Annotated in this window: 14 protein-coding genes; 6 read left to right on the top strand and 8 right to left on the bottom strand. The window is 70.7% G+C overall.

Annotation, left to right across the window (positions count from 1 at the left end):
* Positions 1–18 precede the first annotated feature (18 nt).
* On the top strand, positions 19–633 hold the full coding sequence (locus AB0F88_RS36860) for a type IV toxin-antitoxin system AbiEi family antitoxin domain-containing protein (protein WP_362695345.1): 615 nt from the start codon (positions 19–21) through the stop codon (positions 631–633).
* On the top strand, positions 633–1,532 hold the full coding sequence (locus AB0F88_RS36855; RefSeq protein ID WP_362695343.1) for a nucleotidyl transferase AbiEii/AbiGii toxin family protein: 900 nt from the start codon (positions 633–635) through the stop codon (positions 1,530–1,532). The genes AB0F88_RS36860 and AB0F88_RS36855 overlap by 1 nt, the downstream gene beginning before the upstream one ends.
* Before the next feature lie 175 nt (positions 1,533–1,707).
* Here the strand turns inward: AB0F88_RS36855 and AB0F88_RS36850 are convergent, their stop codons facing one another.
* From AB0F88_RS36850 to AB0F88_RS36840, 3 genes are all read right to left on the bottom strand, one after another.
* Positions 1,708–2,187, bottom strand: coding sequence for a DUF1801 domain-containing protein (locus tag AB0F88_RS36850; RefSeq protein ID WP_362695341.1), 480 nt, complete (start codon positions 2,185–2,187; stop codon positions 1,708–1,710).
* Between the two features lie 160 nt (positions 2,188–2,347).
* Entirely contained in the window at positions 2,348–2,758 is a 411-nt protein-coding gene (locus tag AB0F88_RS36845) for a VOC family protein (protein WP_362695339.1), read from the bottom strand.
* 107 nt (positions 2,759–2,865) lie between these two features.
* Positions 2,866–6,198, bottom strand: a complete 3,333-nt coding sequence (locus AB0F88_RS36840) for a tetratricopeptide repeat protein (RefSeq protein WP_362695337.1) — start codon at positions 6,196–6,198, stop codon at positions 2,866–2,868.
* Positions 6,199–6,746: 548 nt separating this feature from the next.
* Here AB0F88_RS36840 and AB0F88_RS36835 point away from each other — a divergent pair.
* Positions 6,747–7,583, top strand: coding sequence for a GNAT family N-acetyltransferase (locus AB0F88_RS36835; RefSeq protein ID WP_362695335.1), 837 nt, complete (start codon positions 6,747–6,749; stop codon positions 7,581–7,583).
* Between the two features lie 27 nt (positions 7,584–7,610).
* Here AB0F88_RS36835 and AB0F88_RS36830 read toward each other — a convergent pair whose 3' ends face one another.
* From AB0F88_RS36830 to AB0F88_RS36810, 5 genes are all read right to left on the bottom strand, one after another.
* Entirely contained in the window at positions 7,611–8,537 is a 927-nt protein-coding gene (locus tag AB0F88_RS36830) for an oxidoreductase (protein ID WP_362695333.1), read from the bottom strand.
* Positions 8,534–9,013: a hypothetical protein gene (locus AB0F88_RS36825; protein ID WP_362695331.1), complete on the bottom strand. Its 480-nt coding sequence runs from the start codon at positions 9,011–9,013 to the stop codon at positions 8,534–8,536. The genes AB0F88_RS36830 and AB0F88_RS36825 overlap by 4 nt, the downstream gene beginning before the upstream one ends.
* Before the next feature lie 231 nt (positions 9,014–9,244).
* A complete protein-coding gene (locus AB0F88_RS36820; RefSeq protein ID WP_362695329.1) occupies positions 9,245–11,071 on the bottom strand; it encodes an ABC transporter ATP-binding protein in 1,827 nt (608 codons plus the stop codon).
* On the bottom strand, positions 11,071–12,990 hold the full coding sequence (locus AB0F88_RS36815) for an ABC transporter ATP-binding protein (protein ID WP_362695327.1): 1,920 nt from the start codon (positions 12,988–12,990) through the stop codon (positions 11,071–11,073). The genes AB0F88_RS36820 and AB0F88_RS36815 overlap by 1 nt, the downstream gene beginning before the upstream one ends.
* A 379-nt stretch (positions 12,991–13,369) precedes the next feature.
* Positions 13,370–13,822, bottom strand: coding sequence for a MarR family transcriptional regulator (locus AB0F88_RS36810; protein WP_362695325.1), 453 nt, complete (start codon positions 13,820–13,822; stop codon positions 13,370–13,372).
* A 69-nt stretch (positions 13,823–13,891) separates the two neighbouring features.
* Between AB0F88_RS36810 and AB0F88_RS36805 the strand changes: the two genes are divergently transcribed.
* From AB0F88_RS36805 to AB0F88_RS36795, 3 genes are all read left to right on the top strand, one after another.
* The gene (locus AB0F88_RS36805; RefSeq protein ID WP_362695323.1) at positions 13,892–14,341 is read left to right on the top strand and encodes a MarR family transcriptional regulator; all 450 of its coding nucleotides are present in this window, start codon (positions 13,892–13,894) and stop codon (positions 14,339–14,341) included.
* 208 nt (positions 14,342–14,549) lie between these two features.
* A complete protein-coding gene (locus tag AB0F88_RS36800; RefSeq protein WP_362695321.1) occupies positions 14,550–16,160 on the top strand; it encodes an ATP-binding cassette domain-containing protein in 1,611 nt (536 codons plus the stop codon).
* A gap of 63 nt (positions 16,161–16,223) precedes the next feature.
* Positions 16,224–17,042, top strand: a complete 819-nt coding sequence (locus AB0F88_RS36795) for a hypothetical protein (protein ID WP_362695319.1) — start codon at positions 16,224–16,226, stop codon at positions 17,040–17,042.
* The last annotated feature ends 207 nt before the right edge of the window (positions 17,043–17,249 follow it).

Raw genomic sequence — 17,249 nt, 5'->3', positions numbered from 1 at the left:
AAGGGTAGGATTTGATACATGACCCCTTCCGGTGGCCTTCGGCTTGAAAAGCGCCTGAGCGCTCTTCCACCGACTTTCACAGCAACGCAGGCCAGGCAGGCAGGCCTCTCACCGCGTGATCTGACCATGCTGGCCACGGCCGGTGACGTCGAAGAGCTTTCGCGAGGCGTCTATCGTCGTGCGGACGCTCCCGCGACCGCGTACCTCGACCTGCTCGCTGTCTGCATGCGCGTCCCACGTGCGGTCGTGTGCGGAGAGTCCGCCCTCGCGATTCATGAACTGATCGACGACATCCCGATGAGCGTCCACATCGCGGTTCCCCGCGGCACGCACCGCCCCTCGATCTCCTACCCGCCAACCACGGTCGCCCAGTATGCGGCGGAGACCTTCTCCCTGGCTGTCGAGCGGTTCGAGGCAGCGCCGCATGAAATGGTCCCCATGTACAGCGCCGCACGTAGCGTCGTCGACGCGATGCGTCATCGTCGGCGCTTCGGTGAAACACTCGCACTGGCCGCACTTGGCCGTTACCTTCGCCGTGAAGGGGCCGGCGGGGTTCGCGACCTTCAGGAAATCGCTCGTGAGCTGGGTGCACTGTCGGCCGTCCGTCCGGCTGTCGAGGCGGTGCTCGCCTGATGCCGAACCCGACACGCGATACAACCGCCGGTCGCGTCTATAACGACCTACGCAATCTGGCCCGCCGCAGCGGACGCTCCACCGATGAGACCATGGTCGAGTACGTGCTCGAACGCTTCCTCTACCGGATGGGGCTTTCTCCGGAAGGCGGCCACCACTTCATCCTCAAGGGGGGCCTCCTCCTTGCCCAGTTCGGCGCACGCCGGATGACCCGCGACATCGACATTCTGGGCCGCGCGTTTCCCAGCGACGAAGCTGAAATCATCCGGAGAATCGCGACCATCGCAACCACCGAGGTTGACGATGGCGTCATGTTCGATCCCGGCACCCTCAAGACCGTCCCGATTCGAGCGGATGAGGAGTACAACGGCCTGCGTTTGACCATGACCGCGACAATCGCCCGCGCAATCCTCAAACTCCAACTGGACATCAGTTTCGGTGACCCTGTTACTCCCGAACCCCAGATCATCGACTACCCCCAGCAACTCTCCACCGACAGCTTCAAGATCTTCGGTTATCCGCTCGCCACGGTCATCGCCGAGAAGCTCACCACCGCTGTCGCGCTCGGCGACATCAACACCCGAGAGCGGGACTACGCCGACCTGTATCGCATCGTGACCCTCAACACCCTTGATGGTGGCGAACTCACCGAAGCTCTAACCGCGACCGCTGGACATCGTGGCATTCCCCTGCGATCACTTACGTCCTCGATCACCGATCTCGGAGAGCGTCGCCAGTCGTCCTACACAGCCTGGCGACGTCGGCAGAGAACTGCGGCAAGCGGTTACCCTGAGCAGTTCACTCATGTCGTAGACCTGGTAGCAGCCTTTGCGGACCCGCTTCTCGCCGGCGAGGCCGCCACATTGACCTGGCATGCCAAGCCGGGAGCATGGTCATGAGAACCAAGGCGGCCCCATCCCTTCCCCGGTCCGGGGTCGCCGTGCCTTCTGAGAAGCGTTATCTGAACGACGGTTCTCAGCCGACTCTCAACGGTGGCGTTTCCCATCAGAGGGTTCACGCGACCTCGCGGAGAAGTCCTGGGCCCTCACCCGCGCCTCCCAGACTTGCCGAACCTCAGCTCACGGCCTTCTTGACGAGCTCCGTGAGCGCCGCCTCACCGGCTTCGCTCAACGTCGTCAGGGCGTAAGCCGTCGGCCACATGCCGTCGTCGTCATCGAGATTCGCCTCCACGGTGAACCCCAGCGAGGAGTAGCGTTCCTTGTCCGCCTGCCCGCTGCGGAAGAAGCACACCACCTTCCCGGCCCTGGCGTAGGCGGGCTGGCCGTACCACAGTTTCGGCGCCAGCTCCGGAGCGGCGGCCGTGACGACGGCGTGCACACGCTCGGCCAGCGCACGGTCCGGCGGCGCCATCTCGGCGATCTTCGCCAGCACGTCCCGCTCGTCGGCCGCCGCCTTGCCCGTGCCCCGGCCGCGGCGAGCAGCGCCCTTCAGCTCTGCCGCGCGCTCCTTGATGGCGGCACGCTCCGCATCGGAGAATCCCTCCCCGGAGGACGCGCTCTGCTTGTCGTCGTCGGCTTTCGATGCGGCGCTCATTGAGGTGACGCTCCTTTTGGTGGTTGCCGTGGCGATCGTGCTGACCGCAGGGGGGGGCGGGCCGACGGAGTGGCCGCGACATCCGCCCCCAGGTGCCTGCGCCGCGGCGACGGTGATCCGGCCGCCGGCGGCGACCGTCAGGAGGACCGCGGGATCCGGCTCAGCGCAGCTCCTGGATGCGGATCATGTTGCCCGCGGGGTCGCGGAAGGCGCAGTCGCGAACCCCGTACGGCTGCTCGACCGGCTCCTGGACCACCTCCGCGCCGCCGGCCTCCACCCGCTCGAAGGTGCCGTCGAGGTCGTCGGTGGCCAGGAGGATGCCGGCGTAGGTGCCCTTGGCCATCATCTCGGCGATGGTGCGGCGCTCGTCGTCCGTGACGCCGGGGTCGGCGACCGGCGGCTGCAGGACGACGGAGACGCCCGGCTGGCCGGCGGGGCCGACCGTGATCCAGCGCATCCCGCCGTACCCGACGTCGTTGCGCACCTCGAAGCCGAGAACGTCGCGGTAGAAGGCCAGGGACGCGTCCGGGTCCTCGTGCGGCAGGAAGCTCGCGTGAACGGTGATATTCATGCAGGTAACGCTAGGCGCGGTGTGGGGGTGCACGCTTCTCGATTCCTGACCTGTCCGCCGCCTGCCTCGCCACGCGCGCACCCCGGTGGCCCGGTCCGACGCGGGGGTCACGTCCTGCCGGGGGTGATCCCGTACCGCCGGAGCCGGTCCGCCTCGCCGGTGCGGCCCAGCCGTCTCAGCAGGCCGATCGCCTGCCGCAGGGCGCCGGGGAGGCCCAGCTCGGCGGCGCGCAGGTAGGCGAGGACCGCCCTGTCCGGACGGCCGGTCTCGCGCAGCAGGACGGCGGTCCAGGTCAGGGCGCCGGTGTCGCCCGCCTCGGTACGGGCGCTCAGCCAGGTGAGGGCCTCCTCGGCCCGGCCCGTCTCGTACATCAGGTCGACCGCGTGGTCCAGGGCGTCGGTGTCGCCGGTCTCGGCGCGGGCCCGCAGCCAGGTGACCGCCTCCTCAGAACGGTCCAGCTGGTACAGCAGGGTGGCGAACCGCCCGAGGGCGGCGACGTCGCCGGTCTCGGCGCGGGCCCGCAGCCAGGTGATCGCCTCCTCGGCCCGTCCCGCCTCCTGGAGCAGCTCGACCGCCTTCCACAGGGCGTCGGTGTCGCCGGTCTCGGCGCGGGCCCGGAGCCAGGTGATCGCCTCCTCGGTCCGGCCCGTCCGCTGGAGCAGCTCGACCATCCGCCAGCCGGCACCGGCGTCCCCGGCGTCGGCGGCGTGCCGGTACGCGGCGAGGGCCTCCTCGGTCCGGCCCGTCTCCTGGAGCAGCTCGGCCATCCGCCGGCCGTCGCCGGTGTGCCCGGCCTCGGTGGCGCGCCGGTACGCGGCCAGGGCCTCCTCCAGGTGACCCTCCCGGTGCAGCAGTGCTGCCATCGACCAGTGCGAACCGGCGTTTCCCGCCTCGGCGGCGCGCCGGTGGGCGGCGATCGCCTCCGTGGTCCGCCCCGCCCTCTCCAGGAGGTGCGGCAGCAGGTCGAGGGCGGGGCGGTCGCCGGTCTCCGCGCGGGCGTACAGCCAGGTGATCGCCTCCCCGGCCCGGTTCGACTCCCGCAGCAGCTCGACCGCCTCCTCGAGCGCCAGGCGGTCGCCGGTCTCGGCGCGGGCGCTCAGCCGGGTGATCGCCTCCTCGATCTGTCCTGTCCGCTGGAGGAGGCCGATCGATCGCCAGTAGGCGTAGGTGTCGCCGGTCTCGGCGCGGGCGCTCAGCCAGGTGATCGCCTCCTCGGTCCGTCCCGTGTACCGGAGCAGCTCGACCGTCGTCGAGATCGCGCGATGGTCACCCTTCTCCGCGCGGGGTTCCAGCCAGGTGATCGCCTCCTCGGCCCGTCCCGACTCCCGCAGCAGCTCGACCGCCTCCCACAGGGCGTCGGTGTCACCCGCCTCGGCGCGGATCCGCAGCCAGGTGATCGCCTCCTCGGCCCGTCCCATCTCCCGCAGCAGGGCGACGGCCTGCTTGAGGACGTGGCCGTCGCCGGTTCTCGCGGCGCGACGGCAGGCGGCGACCGCCTCCTCCCTGCGGCCGGTCCTGTACAGCAGGGAGGCCAGCCACTCCGGGGCGTCGACGTTCCCGGTCCTCGCGGCGCGCAGGTAGGCGGTGAGGGCCTCCTCGCGGTGTCCCGCCCTGTCGAGGAGCGCCGCGGTCCAGACGGGAAGGCCGGCGTCGCCGAACCAGTCGTGGGCCCGCAGCCAGGTGAGCGCCTCCTTGACCCTTCCCTCGTCCACGAGCAGGGCGATCGCCTCCCTCGGGGCGTCGGCGTCTCCCGCCTCCGCGGCGCGCCGGTAGGCGGCGATCGCCCTCTCGCGGTGCCCGGCCCTGTGGAGGACGGCGGCGCGCCGGCCGATGGCCTGGGCGTTGTCCGGCCCGCCGTGGATCCGCAGCCAGGTGAGCGCCTCCTCGGTACGTCCCGTCTCCCCGAGCAGGGCGATCGCCTGCCGCGGGGCGTCGGGGTCGCCGGCCGCGGCGGCGGCCCCGTACAGCAGGAGGGCGTGGTGGTAGAGACCGCGAGCCCGAGCCTGGGCGGCGAGGCACGGCAGGTCCCCGGGATCGGCGTGGGAGACGAGCGCGTCCCACAGGGCCGCGGGAGCGGGACGCGTACGGCGCTCGGCGCGACCGAGCTGTTCCAGGTGGTCCGCCAGCCGGTAGCGGGGGTACGCGGACGGCTCGTCGTGGCGGGGGCCGACGCGTGTGAGGGGGCCGTGGGCACCGCAGGCGTAGGCCAGGGCCCGTTCGAACCAGTCCCGGGGCAGGGAGCCGTACTCGTAGTCGGTCAGGTAGTCGAACGCGGCGGTCTTCAGAAGGGCGTGCGGGAGGGCGGGGCCGTGCCCCGTGCGCCTGGCGTCCATCGCGGCCTCGATCACGGCCTTGGCCGGGGCGGGCGCGTTGCGGTAGCGCTCCACCATGCCGGGCACGCCGGTCAGGTACTGGGTGATCCGGCCGTCGCGGGCTCCGGCGTACGCGCGCTCCAGGCGCGGATCGCCGCCCGCCGCGCCGCGTACCGCCTCCAGGGAGGAGCCGGTGAAACGGCCGGGGACGTGGATGGCCGCGCCGGTCACCAGCGCCCGCGCCTGGGTACGGAGGTCGGTGCCGCCGCTCGCGGCCGGAGCCGCGGTGAGGGCGGCCCAGTATTCGGGCCAGAGGGTGCCCAGGACCAGCACCGGGCCGCGCTCCGGGTCGCTCACCAGGGCCCGCAGCCCGGCGGCGACGCGCTCACCCATGCCGCCGGCCGGGGTGAGCAGGTAGGACTGCGACTCGTCGAGCCACACGACGGTCCGCGGCGCGATGGAGCTCAGGGCGAGGGCGGTCGTCCCGGGACGGCCGGGGTCGGCCGGACGCCACAGCCGCCACCCGCCGGGCAGCAGCCGCACGGCCTCCCAGCAGGCCCGGGTCTTGCCGGTCGACGAGTCGCCGACCAGTATCGCGACCGCGCTGCGTCCGGCCGTCGCCCGCCGTACGATGGCGGCCAGGCGGTCGTCATGGGGGCGCGGCACGTAGGCGGGCAGGCCGGCCATTCCGGCGGTCTCCGCGCCCGCGTCGATCGCCCGGTGCACCCCCAGCGAGAACGGGTCGGCCAGCGAGCGGATCGGCAGTCCGGACGGCGAGCCCAGGCGGGCCCTCCTCCACAGCTCGCGACCCCGGTCGGCGGTGCCGGCGGGATCCCGCCGGGCCAGGCGGGCCAGGACGGTGATGACCGCCGTCAGGTCGGCCTGGCTGGGGAGTGTCTCCGCCGAGGCCAGTATCCGGCGGACGGTGTCGCGTCCGGGGGCACCGGGTCCGGGGAGGTCACCGGCGATTCCCCCGGCGATGTCGTCGAGAGTGGGGGTCCCGGCCTCCAGGTACAGTTCGTGCAGCAGGTCCCTGAGGTCACGTAGCGGTCCCGGAGGGGGCTGCGAGCTGATGAACAGGAGCGGTCGCCGCCGTACGTCGCCGCTGTTCTCATCGCCGTTGTTCATTTCTTGCTGCCACTCATCGCAACATCATCGCTTGCTATGCGGCCTGCGAAAGGTGGAAATCACCAATAATAAGGTGACAAAGATGCTTCTGCCGTAAGCAGAGGATGGTTTCCCGATGGCGCGATGCTCGTGGGGACACGCCCCGATCGGAACCGTTGATGCGGAAAGCCTTCTTTCCGCTGCATGAACCGATAATAGGTATTTAGGCGTTTTCAATGCATGTTCAGGTGATATTTCCGGGCTTGGTGAGCGAGTCCGAAGGCTCCGCGGCCCTCGCGGCCCCGTAGATTCACAACCCTGCCGAACGGGCCGGTGCCCGTGGCGGGAGACCCCTGCCCCGCCCGCGCCGCCCCCGTGCTGCCTCCTGCCGTCTTGTGCCGTGCCGCGCCGTGCTGTCTTGCGCCGTGCTGTCTTGCGCCGCGCCGCGCCGTGCCGCGCTGTGCTGTCTTGCGCCGCGCCGCGCCGCGCCGTGGCGCATCGCCGCGACAGCCGTGACCGGCGCGTAATGCAGTGGCGTCGGCCCACGAGTCGCTGTTTGGATGCGGGACATGACTGCCACTGAAGGCTCCCGGGCCCTGCTGGACCTGATCGAGCACTACTACGACGCGGTTCCGCGACGCGAGGCCAGGGTCGAGGACCACGGGCCGCTCACCCTGTTCGTACGGGAGGGCGTGGGGTGGCCCTTCTACGCGCGCCCGGCTTCCGGGTGGTCCGGCCCGGTGCGGGCCGACGACGTGACCCGGGTCCGCGACCGGCAGCGCGAGCTCGGGATCCCGGAGAGTTTCGAGTGGGTGGCCGAGACCACGCCCACCCTTCGCGCCGCGGTCGAGGAGGCGGGGCTCACGGTTCACGAGCACCCGCTGATGGTGCTCGGAACGGACGTCGCGCCGGTCGCGCCGGAGGGAGCGCCCGAGCACCCGGCGGTGCGGGTCCTGGAGGCGGACGACCCGGCGCTGCCCTCCGCGCTGGTGGTTCCCCACCTCGCCTTCGCCGAGCCCGGCACGCGCGTCGGCGCGGCGGACACCGCGGACCTGGCGGAGGCGGTCCTCGCCCGCACCGCTGACGGCTCCCTGGAAAGCGGCGCCGCACGGGTCCGGGCGGGGCTGACGGTGATAGCCGCGGCCGTCGAGGGCGGTACGGCGCTGTGCGCGGGCCAGCACAACCAGGTCGGGGAGGTGAGCGAGATCGTCGGGGTCGGCACGCTGCCCGCCGCTCGCCGTCGCGGCCTCGCGCTCGCGGTCACCGCGGTGCTGATCGCCGACGCCCGCTCCCGGGGGGTCAAGACCGTCTTCCTGTCGGCGGGAGACGAGGATGTCGCCCGGATCTACGCCAGGCTCGGTTTCCGCCGCGCCGGCACGGCGCTGATCGCCGAGCCCGCCGGCTAGCGTCCCCGGCCACCGGGCGGAGGCCGGTCAGGCGAGCTTGTCCAACCGGGCGACGTCGTCCTCGGTGAGCCGCAGGCCGGCCGCGGCGACGTTCTCCTCCAGATGGGCGGCGGAGGAGGTCCCGGGGATGGCGAGGGTGACCGGGGAGCGGGACAGCAGCCAGGCGAGCACCACCTGGGCACGGCTCGCGCCGTGACGTCCGGCGACGTCGTCCAGCGTCCGCTCCTGCTCCGAGGTGGGGGCCATGCCGGGCGGAGCCTGTGACGTGTCCAGGCCGGGCCTGAGCATTCCCGCCGAGAGGGGGAAGTACGGGACGAAGGCGATCCCGTACTCCTCGCAGGCCGCGAGGACGTCGGAGCTGCCACGGTCGAGGAGGTTGAAGCGGTTCTGTACCGCGACCACCGCGGCCAGCTCGCGGGCCTGGGCCAGCTGGGCGGTGGTGACCCCGCTGAGCCCGAGGTGCCGGATGAGACCACGCCCTTGCAGCTCGACGAGGGTGGCGAACGACTCCACGAAGGGAGTGTCGTCGGGGAAGAGCAGGCCGTCGCCGCCGACCCGCAGATAGACCAGGTCGAGGCGGGCCCTGCCGAGCCGGAAGAGGTTCTCCTCGACCTGGTCGCGAAGCTGGGCCGGTGCGGCGGCGGGATTCCAGCCGCGCCATTCGTCGCGGACGACCCCGACCTTGGTGGCGATCACCAGATTGTCGGGATAGGGGTGGAGTGCCTCGCGGATGAGGTCGTTGGCCACATGCGGGCCGTAGAAGTCGCTGGTGTCGATGTGGGTGACGCCGAGCTCGATCGCCCGGCGCAGGACGGCGCGGGCCGCCGCCGGGTCTTCGGGCGGCCCCCAGGCCCCGGGACCCGGCAACTGCATGGCTCCGTAGCCGAGACGGCCGACGGCCGGCCCGTCGCCGAGCGGGAGGAGGCCGCCGGGGGCGGCGTGGTCGTCGGTCATGTGTGACCTTCCTTTACGGGGTTCGGCGCGCGGGCGGTGAGCCGGACACGGATGGAGGCGACGGTGATGCCGGGAGGATGCCGTTCGAGCTTGCCGCGGTTGGCCAGGTCGTGAACGCCCTGGCGAGTGATGCCGAGCATGCCCGCGGCCACGGCCACGGGGACGGCGACGGCGGTGGGATGCCCCGCCCGCCGGAGCACGGCCTGGCCGAAAGGAGTGCCCCACCACCCGGCCGGCGGGTCGAACGGGGCGTCCCCGGGGTACAGGGCGCTCACCAGGCGAATCGCGGTGTACATCGCCGCCTGGTCGTCCTGGCCGAGCAGCGTCTCGGCCCAGGCGCGGGCCTCCGCCGCCAGCCGGTCCCGCATCAGGCCCGCCGTGCCGAAGAGGATGTCGAGCGGATCGAGCAGCCGGCCGCCGACGACCCTCTCCAGATCGTCCGCGAGCGCGTCACGCGCCTCCGTCCAGGTGTTCATGCTTCCTCCCCTAATTGACATCGAACGTCAAGTATTGGTGATCAGCATCAACTACTTGACGTCATACGTCAAGCATTTCCGTCGAGTGACGAATCGATCGGGTGGCGGGGATCGATCGGGTGGCGGGGGTCAGGGGCCGCCCGGCACGCCGTTCTCGACGACGCGCGCCGGCCGCTCGAACCGGGAGTCCTCAAGGCCGGTGCCGGGGACTCCCGGTTCGAACGGCCTCGATCACGCGGAGCCGGCGACCGAGACGAACCCGGAACCGGGCCGGTAGTTGGGAGACTGGTGCCGGAAGTAGGTGTTGTAGACCTGGCAGTAGTGGCCACCGTGAGCCAGCAGCGTGGTGTGGTCACCCTCCTCGACGATCCGGCCGTGATCGAGCACGATGATGCGGTCGACGTGCTCGATCGTGGACAGCCGGTGCGCGATGACGATGGAGGTGCGGTCGGCCAGCACCCGGTCCAGGCCCTCCTGGATCTGGGCCTCGGTCAGCGGGTCGACGCTGGCGGTGGCCTCGTCGAGCACCACGATCGCCGGATCCTGGATGAGCAGGCGGGCCAGCGCGACGAGCTGGCGCTGGCCCATGGACAGGGCGCGGCCGTGCTCGCCGACGTCGGTCCGCAGGCCGTCGGGCAGGGCGTCGATCCAGTCGCCCCCGCCGACCGCCGCGGCCGCGGCGAGCACCTCCTCGTCGCCCGCCTCGGGCCTCGGGTAGCGGATGTTGTCGGCGACGGTGCCACTGAACAGGAACGGAACCTGCGGCACCGCGCCGATCTGCCGCCGGTATCCGGCCAGGTCCAGCGTGCGGACGTCGCGATCGTCGATCAGCAACCGGCCGTCCTGGAACTCGTAGAACCGGGTGATCAGCTTGCTGAGCGTCGACTTGCCCGCACCGGTGTGGCCGACCAGCGCGACGCTCTCGCCCGCCTCGATGGTGAGGTCGAAGTCCCGCAGCACGGGGCTTTCGGCTTCGTAGCCGAACGTGACGCCGCGGAACTCGATGCGGCCCGCCAGCCCGCCGACCGGCTGGGGATCGGTCTGCACGACCCGGGGCGGCGCGTCGATCAGGGCGAAGACCCGCTCCGACGCGGACAGGCCCTGCTGGAACTGGGACCAGAACGCGGCGATGGAGGTGAGCGGGAACCAGAAGAGCGCGACGCCCTGCAGGAAGAGGAACCAGTCGCCGCTGGACAGCCCGCCGCCGAGCACGGTGGTGCCGCCCAGCTGGACGAGCATGACCGTGGCCAGCCCGGCGACGAGAAAGAGCACGGGGAAGATGCCGGAGAAGACGAACCCCTGCCTGAGCGTCACCTGGTAGCTCTGCCGGTTGATGGGGCGGAACTCGTCGTAGACCCGCTGCTCCTGGCGGAAGTTCTTGGCGACGGTGATCCCGCCCATGGTCTCCTGCAGGGTGGCGTTCACCCGGCTCAGCGAGCGTTGAGCCCTGCGGGTGCTGCTCCGGGCGACCCGCCGGAACAGCAGGGCGATGCCCATCACGACCGGCGCCACGAGCAGGGTCAGCAGGGCGAGCTCGACGCTGCGCAGGAAGAGCAGGATCGTGACGAAACCGACCATCAGCACCTGGCTGATCAGGTCCATCGTCAGGGTGGAGACGGTGGCGAAGTCGTCGGTGTCGGAGGTGACCCGGCTGACGATCTTGCCTGACGGCGTCTCGTCGTAGAACGACAGGTCACGCTCCAGCACGGCGTCGAACGCGTCCTGGCGCAGATGCAGGACGACGTCGCCGGTGACCTTCGCGCTCTGCCACTGGCGGACGAAGTTGAACAGCCAGCCGAGCACCCCGGCGAGCAGCAGGCCGGCGGTGAGCTGCCATCCCACGTCGGCGATCGTGCCGTCCTCGATCCCGTCCACACCCCAGCTGACCAGCAACGGCATGGCCGCCTGGCTCAGAGAGAACAGCACGATCATGACCGCGACCAGGATCATCGATCCCAGCTTCGGCCGGAAGTAGGACAGGATCCGGCGAAGGAGGTCACGATCGCTGTAGGTGCGGTCGTAGTCCTCGGCGTCGAGGCCGTCCATGATGAAGCCCATCAGCCCTGCGCTCCCTGCTCGCCCGCGAGGACCACGGCCGGGTCGGTGGTGTCGCCGGACACGGTGCCGTCGGTGCCGTCGGTGCTGTCGGCCACGTCGACCTCGTCGTAATGGGCGAAGATCCGCCGGTAGAGGCGACTTCGGGTGAGCAGCTCGTCGTGCGTGCCGTAGTCGACCAGCTCGCCCCGGCGGAGCAGCAGGACCTTGTCCGCCCAGCGGATCTGGGAGAGCCGGTGGGTGATCAGGAAGGTGGTGCGCCCGTCGAGAACGCGGCCGATGGCCTGCTGGATCCTGTCTTCGGTGGCGGAGTCGATCGCACTCGTCGAGTCGTCGAGCACGAGGATCGCCGGATCCGTCAGCAGGGCCCGTGCGATGGCCAGGCGCTGGCGCTGGCCGCCGGAGAGGGTGACGCCACGCTCACCGATGACCGTGTCGTAGCCGTCGTCGAGCTCGCCGATGAAGTCGGCCGCCTGGGCCTCCTCGGCGGCCCGGACGACGGCTTCCCGCTCCGCCCGCTGGCCCAGCCCGAAGGCGATGTTCTCGGCCACCGACCGGGAGAACAGCACGATGTCCTGCTCGATGGTGGAGATCTGGGAGCGCAGCGAGTCGAGGTCCCACTCGCGGACGTCCACGCCGTCGACGAGGATCCGGCCCGCGGTGACGTCGTAGATCCGGGGGACCAGCTTCGCCAGGGTGCTCTTGCCCGAGCCGGTCTCGCCGACGATCGCCACGGTCTCGCCCGGCCGTACGGTGAACGTCACCCCGCGCAGCACCGGGTCGTCCTCCCCGTAGCCGAACGTCACGTTCTCGAAGACGATCTCTCCGCTGATCGGCGCGGTGTGGCCGTCGGCGCGCTGTCCGAGCTCGGTCTCGGTGTTCATGATGCTCAGGATCCGGCGGGAGGACACGATGCCGATCTGGACCAGCGAGAAGGTGAAGATCGAGATGTTGGTCGGGAAGCCCAGCATGGCCACCAGGCCCATGAAGGCGACCAGCTCGCCGATCGTGATGGCACCCGCGGAGTGCAGGTAGAGGCCGTGCCAGAGCGAGCCGGCCATCGCGAAGGCGAAGAGCAGGGTCGGCAGGTATCGGGCCTGGACCAGGCCGTTGCGGGCGAAGGAGTCACGGTAGTGCCGCGCCAGGGTCCTGAACCGCCGCCGCTCCTGCTCCTCCTGCGCGGTCACCTTGATGACCTCGATGCCGCGGACGGCCTCGTTCAGCCCGGCGTTGAGATCGCCGAACTGCTCCCGCATGCGGGTCGCCACGGGGTTGAGCCGTGCCATGTAGTGCCGGAGCGCGACGACGAAGGCGACCGCGAAGACGCCGGGCACCAGCAGCAGCCGCGGATCGATCGTGACGATGAAGACCAGGGGCACGAGGCCGGTCAGGCCGGAGTCGACGATCAGGTCGACACCCGGGCTGATCATGGTGGAGAGCTGCCGGATGTCGTTGGCCGCCCGTGCCATCAGGTCGCCGACCCGCTGCCTGTTGTGGAAGGTCTGGCTCTTGCCGAGCAGGCTGACGTAGAGCTCGTCCCTGGCGTCCCGCTCCAGCCGCTTGGCCAGCACCTCGCTGGCCAGCCGCGCGACGACGTCGAAGGCGCCGCGGGCCAGCACGATCGCGAGCAGCACCAGCGAGATCGCGCCCAGTGCCCGCGCTCCGCCGCCGTCCTTGCCCAGCACGGCGTCGAAGGCCGCGCCGGTGAGCCCGGGGACCATGGCGTTGAGCACGACCATGATCAGTGATGCGCCGAGGAACCCGGTCAGCTGGAGCGGCTGGCGGCGAACATGGGACCAGAGCCAGCGCACCGGCCCCCGCCTGTCGTGCGGGCGGCCGGATACGGAGAACTCCGAACTGCTGGTGACCACGAGCTCGCCCCCGAGCGGATCGATGATGGGATCGAACTTGTTTTCTACCACCGGGCACCGACCGTTTCCCATCGGATTTTCCGGCCCCGCCCTGCCCGGCCCCGCGCGGACCTGCGCCCTTGCCCGGACGCGTCCCCGCGCGGACCTGCGCCCTTACCGGACGCCTCCCCGCGCGGACCGGCCCCGCGCGGACCGGCCCCGCGCGGACCGGCCCCGCGCGGACCGGCCCCGCGCGGACCGGCCCCGCGCGGACCGGCCCCGCGCGGCCTGGTACGGCTCAGTCCTCGCCCTGTCCGGTTCAGCTCTGCCCGGACCTGTCTGGTTCAGCTCTGCCCGGACCTGTCCGGTTCAGCCGCCACCCCCGTTCCGTCCGGGGACGGGTACGCGTGACGTTCCTCCTGCGAGGCTCGGTCCGGTCAGGACTCGAAGATCAGTGGTTGGTCTCGCGGGCTCCGCCGGGCCTGGTCAGGTTGGCCGACATCCTCGTCAGAACGTCGATCGTGGCCAGGTACTCCTCGGCGCCGATCCCCTCGGTGAGGCGGGCTCGGCCGGTGTCCACTCGCCGTCGCAAGTCTTCGTGCGCCCGGATTCCGGCGGGGGTGAGGGTCACCCACTCGTCTCCTTCCAGCCAGCCTCGCTCGCGCAGGTCGTCCGTCAACGGACGCAGGGAGGGTCGCCGGTCGTCGAGGAAGGGGGCGAGGGTGATGTCGAGGTCGTCGAGGGTGAGGGAGCCTGTGGCGACGACGTTCAGCACCTGCCAGTGGCGGCGGGTCAGTCCCTGATCGGCGAGGAGGTCGTCGAGGGAGCCCTCGACGAGGTCGTGGAGGTGCTTGATCCAGTAGCCGATGGGACGCCTCTGGCCGGTGATCTCGGAGATGTCCACGGTGCCGCCTTCCTTGATTAATACATGTATTTTGACAATAACATGTATTTGTACATATATAATCGGGACATGGAAGATCCTCAAGTGGCCGCCGTCGAGCGGGCGATGGTGGCGATCCGGCGCAGCCAGACCCGCCGAGCCCTCCAGCGCAGCGCGGGTGACGACGGGTTCGACCCCGCGCTCTTCGGGGTGATCGACGCTGTGGAGGAAGGGGCGGAAGCCGCGACGGTGACGTCCGTCGCCGGTCGGATGGGCGTCGACCAGCCCCGCGCCAGCCGCCTGGTGGCCAGGGCCGTCGAGGCGGGGCTGCTTCGCAGGGTGGCCGACCCGGTTGACGGCCGCCGCAGCACGCTGGAGCTCACCGAACTGGGCACCGGGCACGCCGAACGGGTCCACCGCTTCCGCCGCGAGGTCTTCGACGCGGCGATGCGCGGCTGGTCCGAGCAGGAAAGGGGGGAGTTCGCGCGCCTGCTCACGGCCTTCGTCGCGGAGCTGGGCCGACGTCACCCCGAAGGCTGACTCCTCTGCCCGAGTGGCGGTTCTGCCCGAGTGACGGTTCTGCCCGAGTGACGGCGCGGGGAGGGCCGCCCGGTGGGAGTTTTCCCGCCCGCCGGCTGTGGGGTTCCGGCTCGGCGCGAACGGACGATGCCGTGACGGCGGAAATCGGAATGTCCGCCGGACCGGTTGGCGGGTAACCTGCGCGAGGACCTTTTGAAAGGAAATCGTCGTGGGGCACGTTGAGGTTGGCCATCTGACATACGTCCTGCCGGATGGGCGGCCGTTGCTGGACGACGTGTCCTTCCGGGTCGGCGAGGGGGTCAAGGCGGCACTCGTCGGGCCCAACGGCGCGGGCAAGACGACCCTGATGCGGCTGATCGCGGGCGACCTGCAGCCGGTCGACGGGAGCGTCGCCAGCTCCGGCGGCCTGGGCATCATGCGGCAGTTCATCGGCAGCATCCGCGACGGCAGGTCCGTGCACGACCTGCTGGTCAGCGTCGCCCCGGGCCGTGTGCGGGAGGCGGCCGCGCGGCTCGACGCCGCCGAGCTCGTGATGATGGAGCGCGAGGACGAGAAGGCGCAGATGCGCTACGCGCAGGCCATCACCGACTACACCGACGCGGGCGGCTACGACATCGAGGTGCTCTGGGACACCTGCACCATGGCCGCCCTCGGCATGCCGTACGACGACTGCAAGTACCGCGAGGTCAACACGCTGTCGGGCGGTGAGCAGAAGCGGCTGGTGCTGGAGGCGCTGCTGCGGGGGCCCGACCAGACGCTGCTGCTCGACGAGCCGGACAACTACCTGGACGTGCCGGGCAAGCTCTGGCTGGAGCGGGCGCTGCGCGAGACGGCCAAGACGGTGCTGCTGGTCAGCCACGACAGGGAGCTCCTGGCCAACGCGGCCGACCGGATCATCACCGTCGAGTCGGGCAACATCTGGGTCCACGGCGGGGGCTTCCGCTCGTACGCGCAGGCGCGCAGGGAGCGCAACGAGCGCCTCGACGAGCTGAAGAAGCGCTGGGACGAGGAGCACGCCAAGATCAAGCGCCTGGTCCTCATGCTGAAGCAGAAGGCCAAGTACATGGACACCATGGCCGCCGCCTACCACTCGGCCCAGACCCGGCTGCGCAGGTTCGAGGAGGCCGGGCCGCCCGAGGCGGCGCCCAAGGAGCAGTTCATCAGCATGCGGCTCAAGGGCGGCCGGACCGCCAAGCGGGCGGTGATCTGCGAGAAGCTTGAGCTCACCGGCCTGATGAAGCCGTTCGACCTGGAGATCTGGTACGGCGAGCGGGTGGCGGTGCTGGGTTCCAACGGCTCGGGCAAGTCACACTTCCTGCGCCTGATCGCCGGAGAGGAGGTCAGGCACACCGGCGTGGCCAGGCTCGGCGCCCGGGTCGTCCCCGGCCACTTCGCCCAGACGCACGCCCGCCCCGAGCTCATCGGCCGGACGCCCTGCGAGATCGTGATGACCGAGCACGCCCGGCTCAAGAACGAGGCGATGAAGGTGCTGTCCCGCTACGAGCTGGCCGGGACCATCGCCGAGCAGCGCTTCGAGACGCTGTCCGGCGGCCAGCAGGCCCGACTGCAGATCCTGCTGCTCGAACTGTCGGGCACCACCCTGCTGCTGCTGGACGAGCCGACCGACAACCTCGACCTGGCCAGTGCCGAGGCTCTCCAGGAAGGGCTGGACGCCTTCGACGGGACCGTGGTCGCCGTCACCCACGACCGCTGGTTCGCCGATGACTTCGACCGGTATCTGGTCTTCGGCTCGGATGGGAAGGTCTACGAATCATCCGAACCGGTATGGGATGAGACCAGGGTTGTCCGGCAGAGGTAAAGACTCGGGCCGTTTCCGGCGTGTCCAGGTGGGCGGGAGGCCGTCACCGGTTATCACGGCTAGGTGACGCACAGCACCCGAATCGTCGGCGCCCTCGCCCTCCTCCTCCTCGTCGGATGCGCCGGATGCACCGACGACGAGGAGGAGACGAAGCAGGCCGCCGCGCTCCAGCCGATCGCGGTCAGGGAGCAGGCCTCGTCCATCATCAAGGGCGATGATGGGTACGTGGTGAACTGGGCCGGAGTGCTCGCCAACACCAACCCGTGGCACTTCGGCGAGCACGTCGTGGCCACCGTGGTGGCCAAGAACTCCGAGGGCAAGGAGGTCGTCCGGCTGGAACAGCCGCTGGACGCCGTGCCCCCCGCGGGGACGCTCCCCTTCACCGGCCAGGTGGTGACCCAGGACAAGCCCGCCGCCGTGAGCATCGCGTACCGCCCGGCGCGCTGGCACCAGGCGGGCCGGATCGTCTCGGCCTTCCAGCCCTTCCCGGTCCGCGAGGTGCTGACCGACCGCACGGCCGACGGCGACTATCTCGTCACCGGCTACGTCGGCACCCCGTACGTGGTACCGGCCCGCAGCCTGGCCGTCACCGCTCTCCTGCGCGACAAGCGGGGCAAGCTGCTCGGCGGCGGGAGCACGTTCGTGGACAACGTCCAGGCGGGCCAGAAGCGCCGGTTCATCCTGCAGATCAAGAGCGTCGAGGACACCCGCGACATCGCCTCCGCCGAGGTGACCGCGCGCACCTGGGGGTCGAGCAGCCGTCCCTTCGAGCAACTCGCCCTCGGCGGTTCGCTGCCGCTGAACACGGCCAAGCCGAAGATGCCGCCGTTCGCCAAGGACCGGGGAAGGCAGGCGCCCCTCGCGGGCGCCGTCCGTCAGTGATCGCCTGTCAGTGAGCGTCCGTCAGTGACCGCTCGTCAGTGACCGCTCGTCAGTGACCGCCCGTCCGTGACCGTCGGCCCCTGCCCGTCCGCCCGTGATCGTTCATCCGCGACCTTCCGGCGATGACCGTTCGCCCACGGCGGGCGGTCCTTCCTCGGCGTACCAATAGGCACGATTAGTTCGATTAAATGGCTATTCATCAATATT

Origin of the sequence: Streptosporangium sp. NPDC023963, from assembly GCF_040639135.1 — a bacterium.
GTDB lineage: Bacteria > Actinomycetota > Actinomycetes > Streptosporangiales > Streptosporangiaceae > Streptosporangium.
The sequence above is the reverse complement of the archived record's forward strand: the minus strand, read 5'-3'. Positions and strand labels throughout refer to the sequence as shown.

Bases quoted from the DNA above. Each gene is read 5' to 3' on its own strand.
- AB0F88_RS36860 (WP_362695345.1), top strand. From the start codon at position 19: ATGACCCCTTCCGGTGGCCTTCGGCTTGAAAAGCGCCTGAGCGCTCTT.
- AB0F88_RS36840 (WP_362695337.1), bottom strand. From the start codon at position 6,198: ATGAACAACGGCGATGAGAACAGCGGCGACGTACGGCGGCGACCGCTC.
- AB0F88_RS36850 (WP_362695341.1), bottom strand. From the start codon at position 2,187: ATGAGCGCCGCATCGAAAGCCGACGACGACAAGCAGAGCGCGTCCTCC.
- AB0F88_RS36805 (WP_362695323.1), top strand. From the start codon at position 13,892: ATGGAAGATCCTCAAGTGGCCGCCGTCGAGCGGGCGATGGTGGCGATC.
- AB0F88_RS36820 (WP_362695329.1), bottom strand. From the start codon at position 11,071: ATGGGCTTCATCATGGACGGCCTCGACGCCGAGGACTACGACCGCACC.
- AB0F88_RS36830 (WP_362695333.1), bottom strand. From the start codon at position 8,537: ATGACCGACGACCACGCCGCCCCCGGCGGCCTCCTCCCGCTCGGCGAC.
- AB0F88_RS36825 (WP_362695331.1), bottom strand. From the start codon at position 9,013: ATGAACACCTGGACGGAGGCGCGTGACGCGCTCGCGGACGATCTGGAG.
- AB0F88_RS36855 (WP_362695343.1), top strand. From the start codon at position 633: ATGCCGAACCCGACACGCGATACAACCGCCGGTCGCGTCTATAACGAC.
- AB0F88_RS36835 (WP_362695335.1), top strand. From the start codon at position 6,747: ATGACTGCCACTGAAGGCTCCCGGGCCCTGCTGGACCTGATCGAGCAC.
- AB0F88_RS36845 (WP_362695339.1), bottom strand. From the start codon at position 2,758: ATGAATATCACCGTTCACGCGAGCTTCCTGCCGCACGAGGACCCGGAC.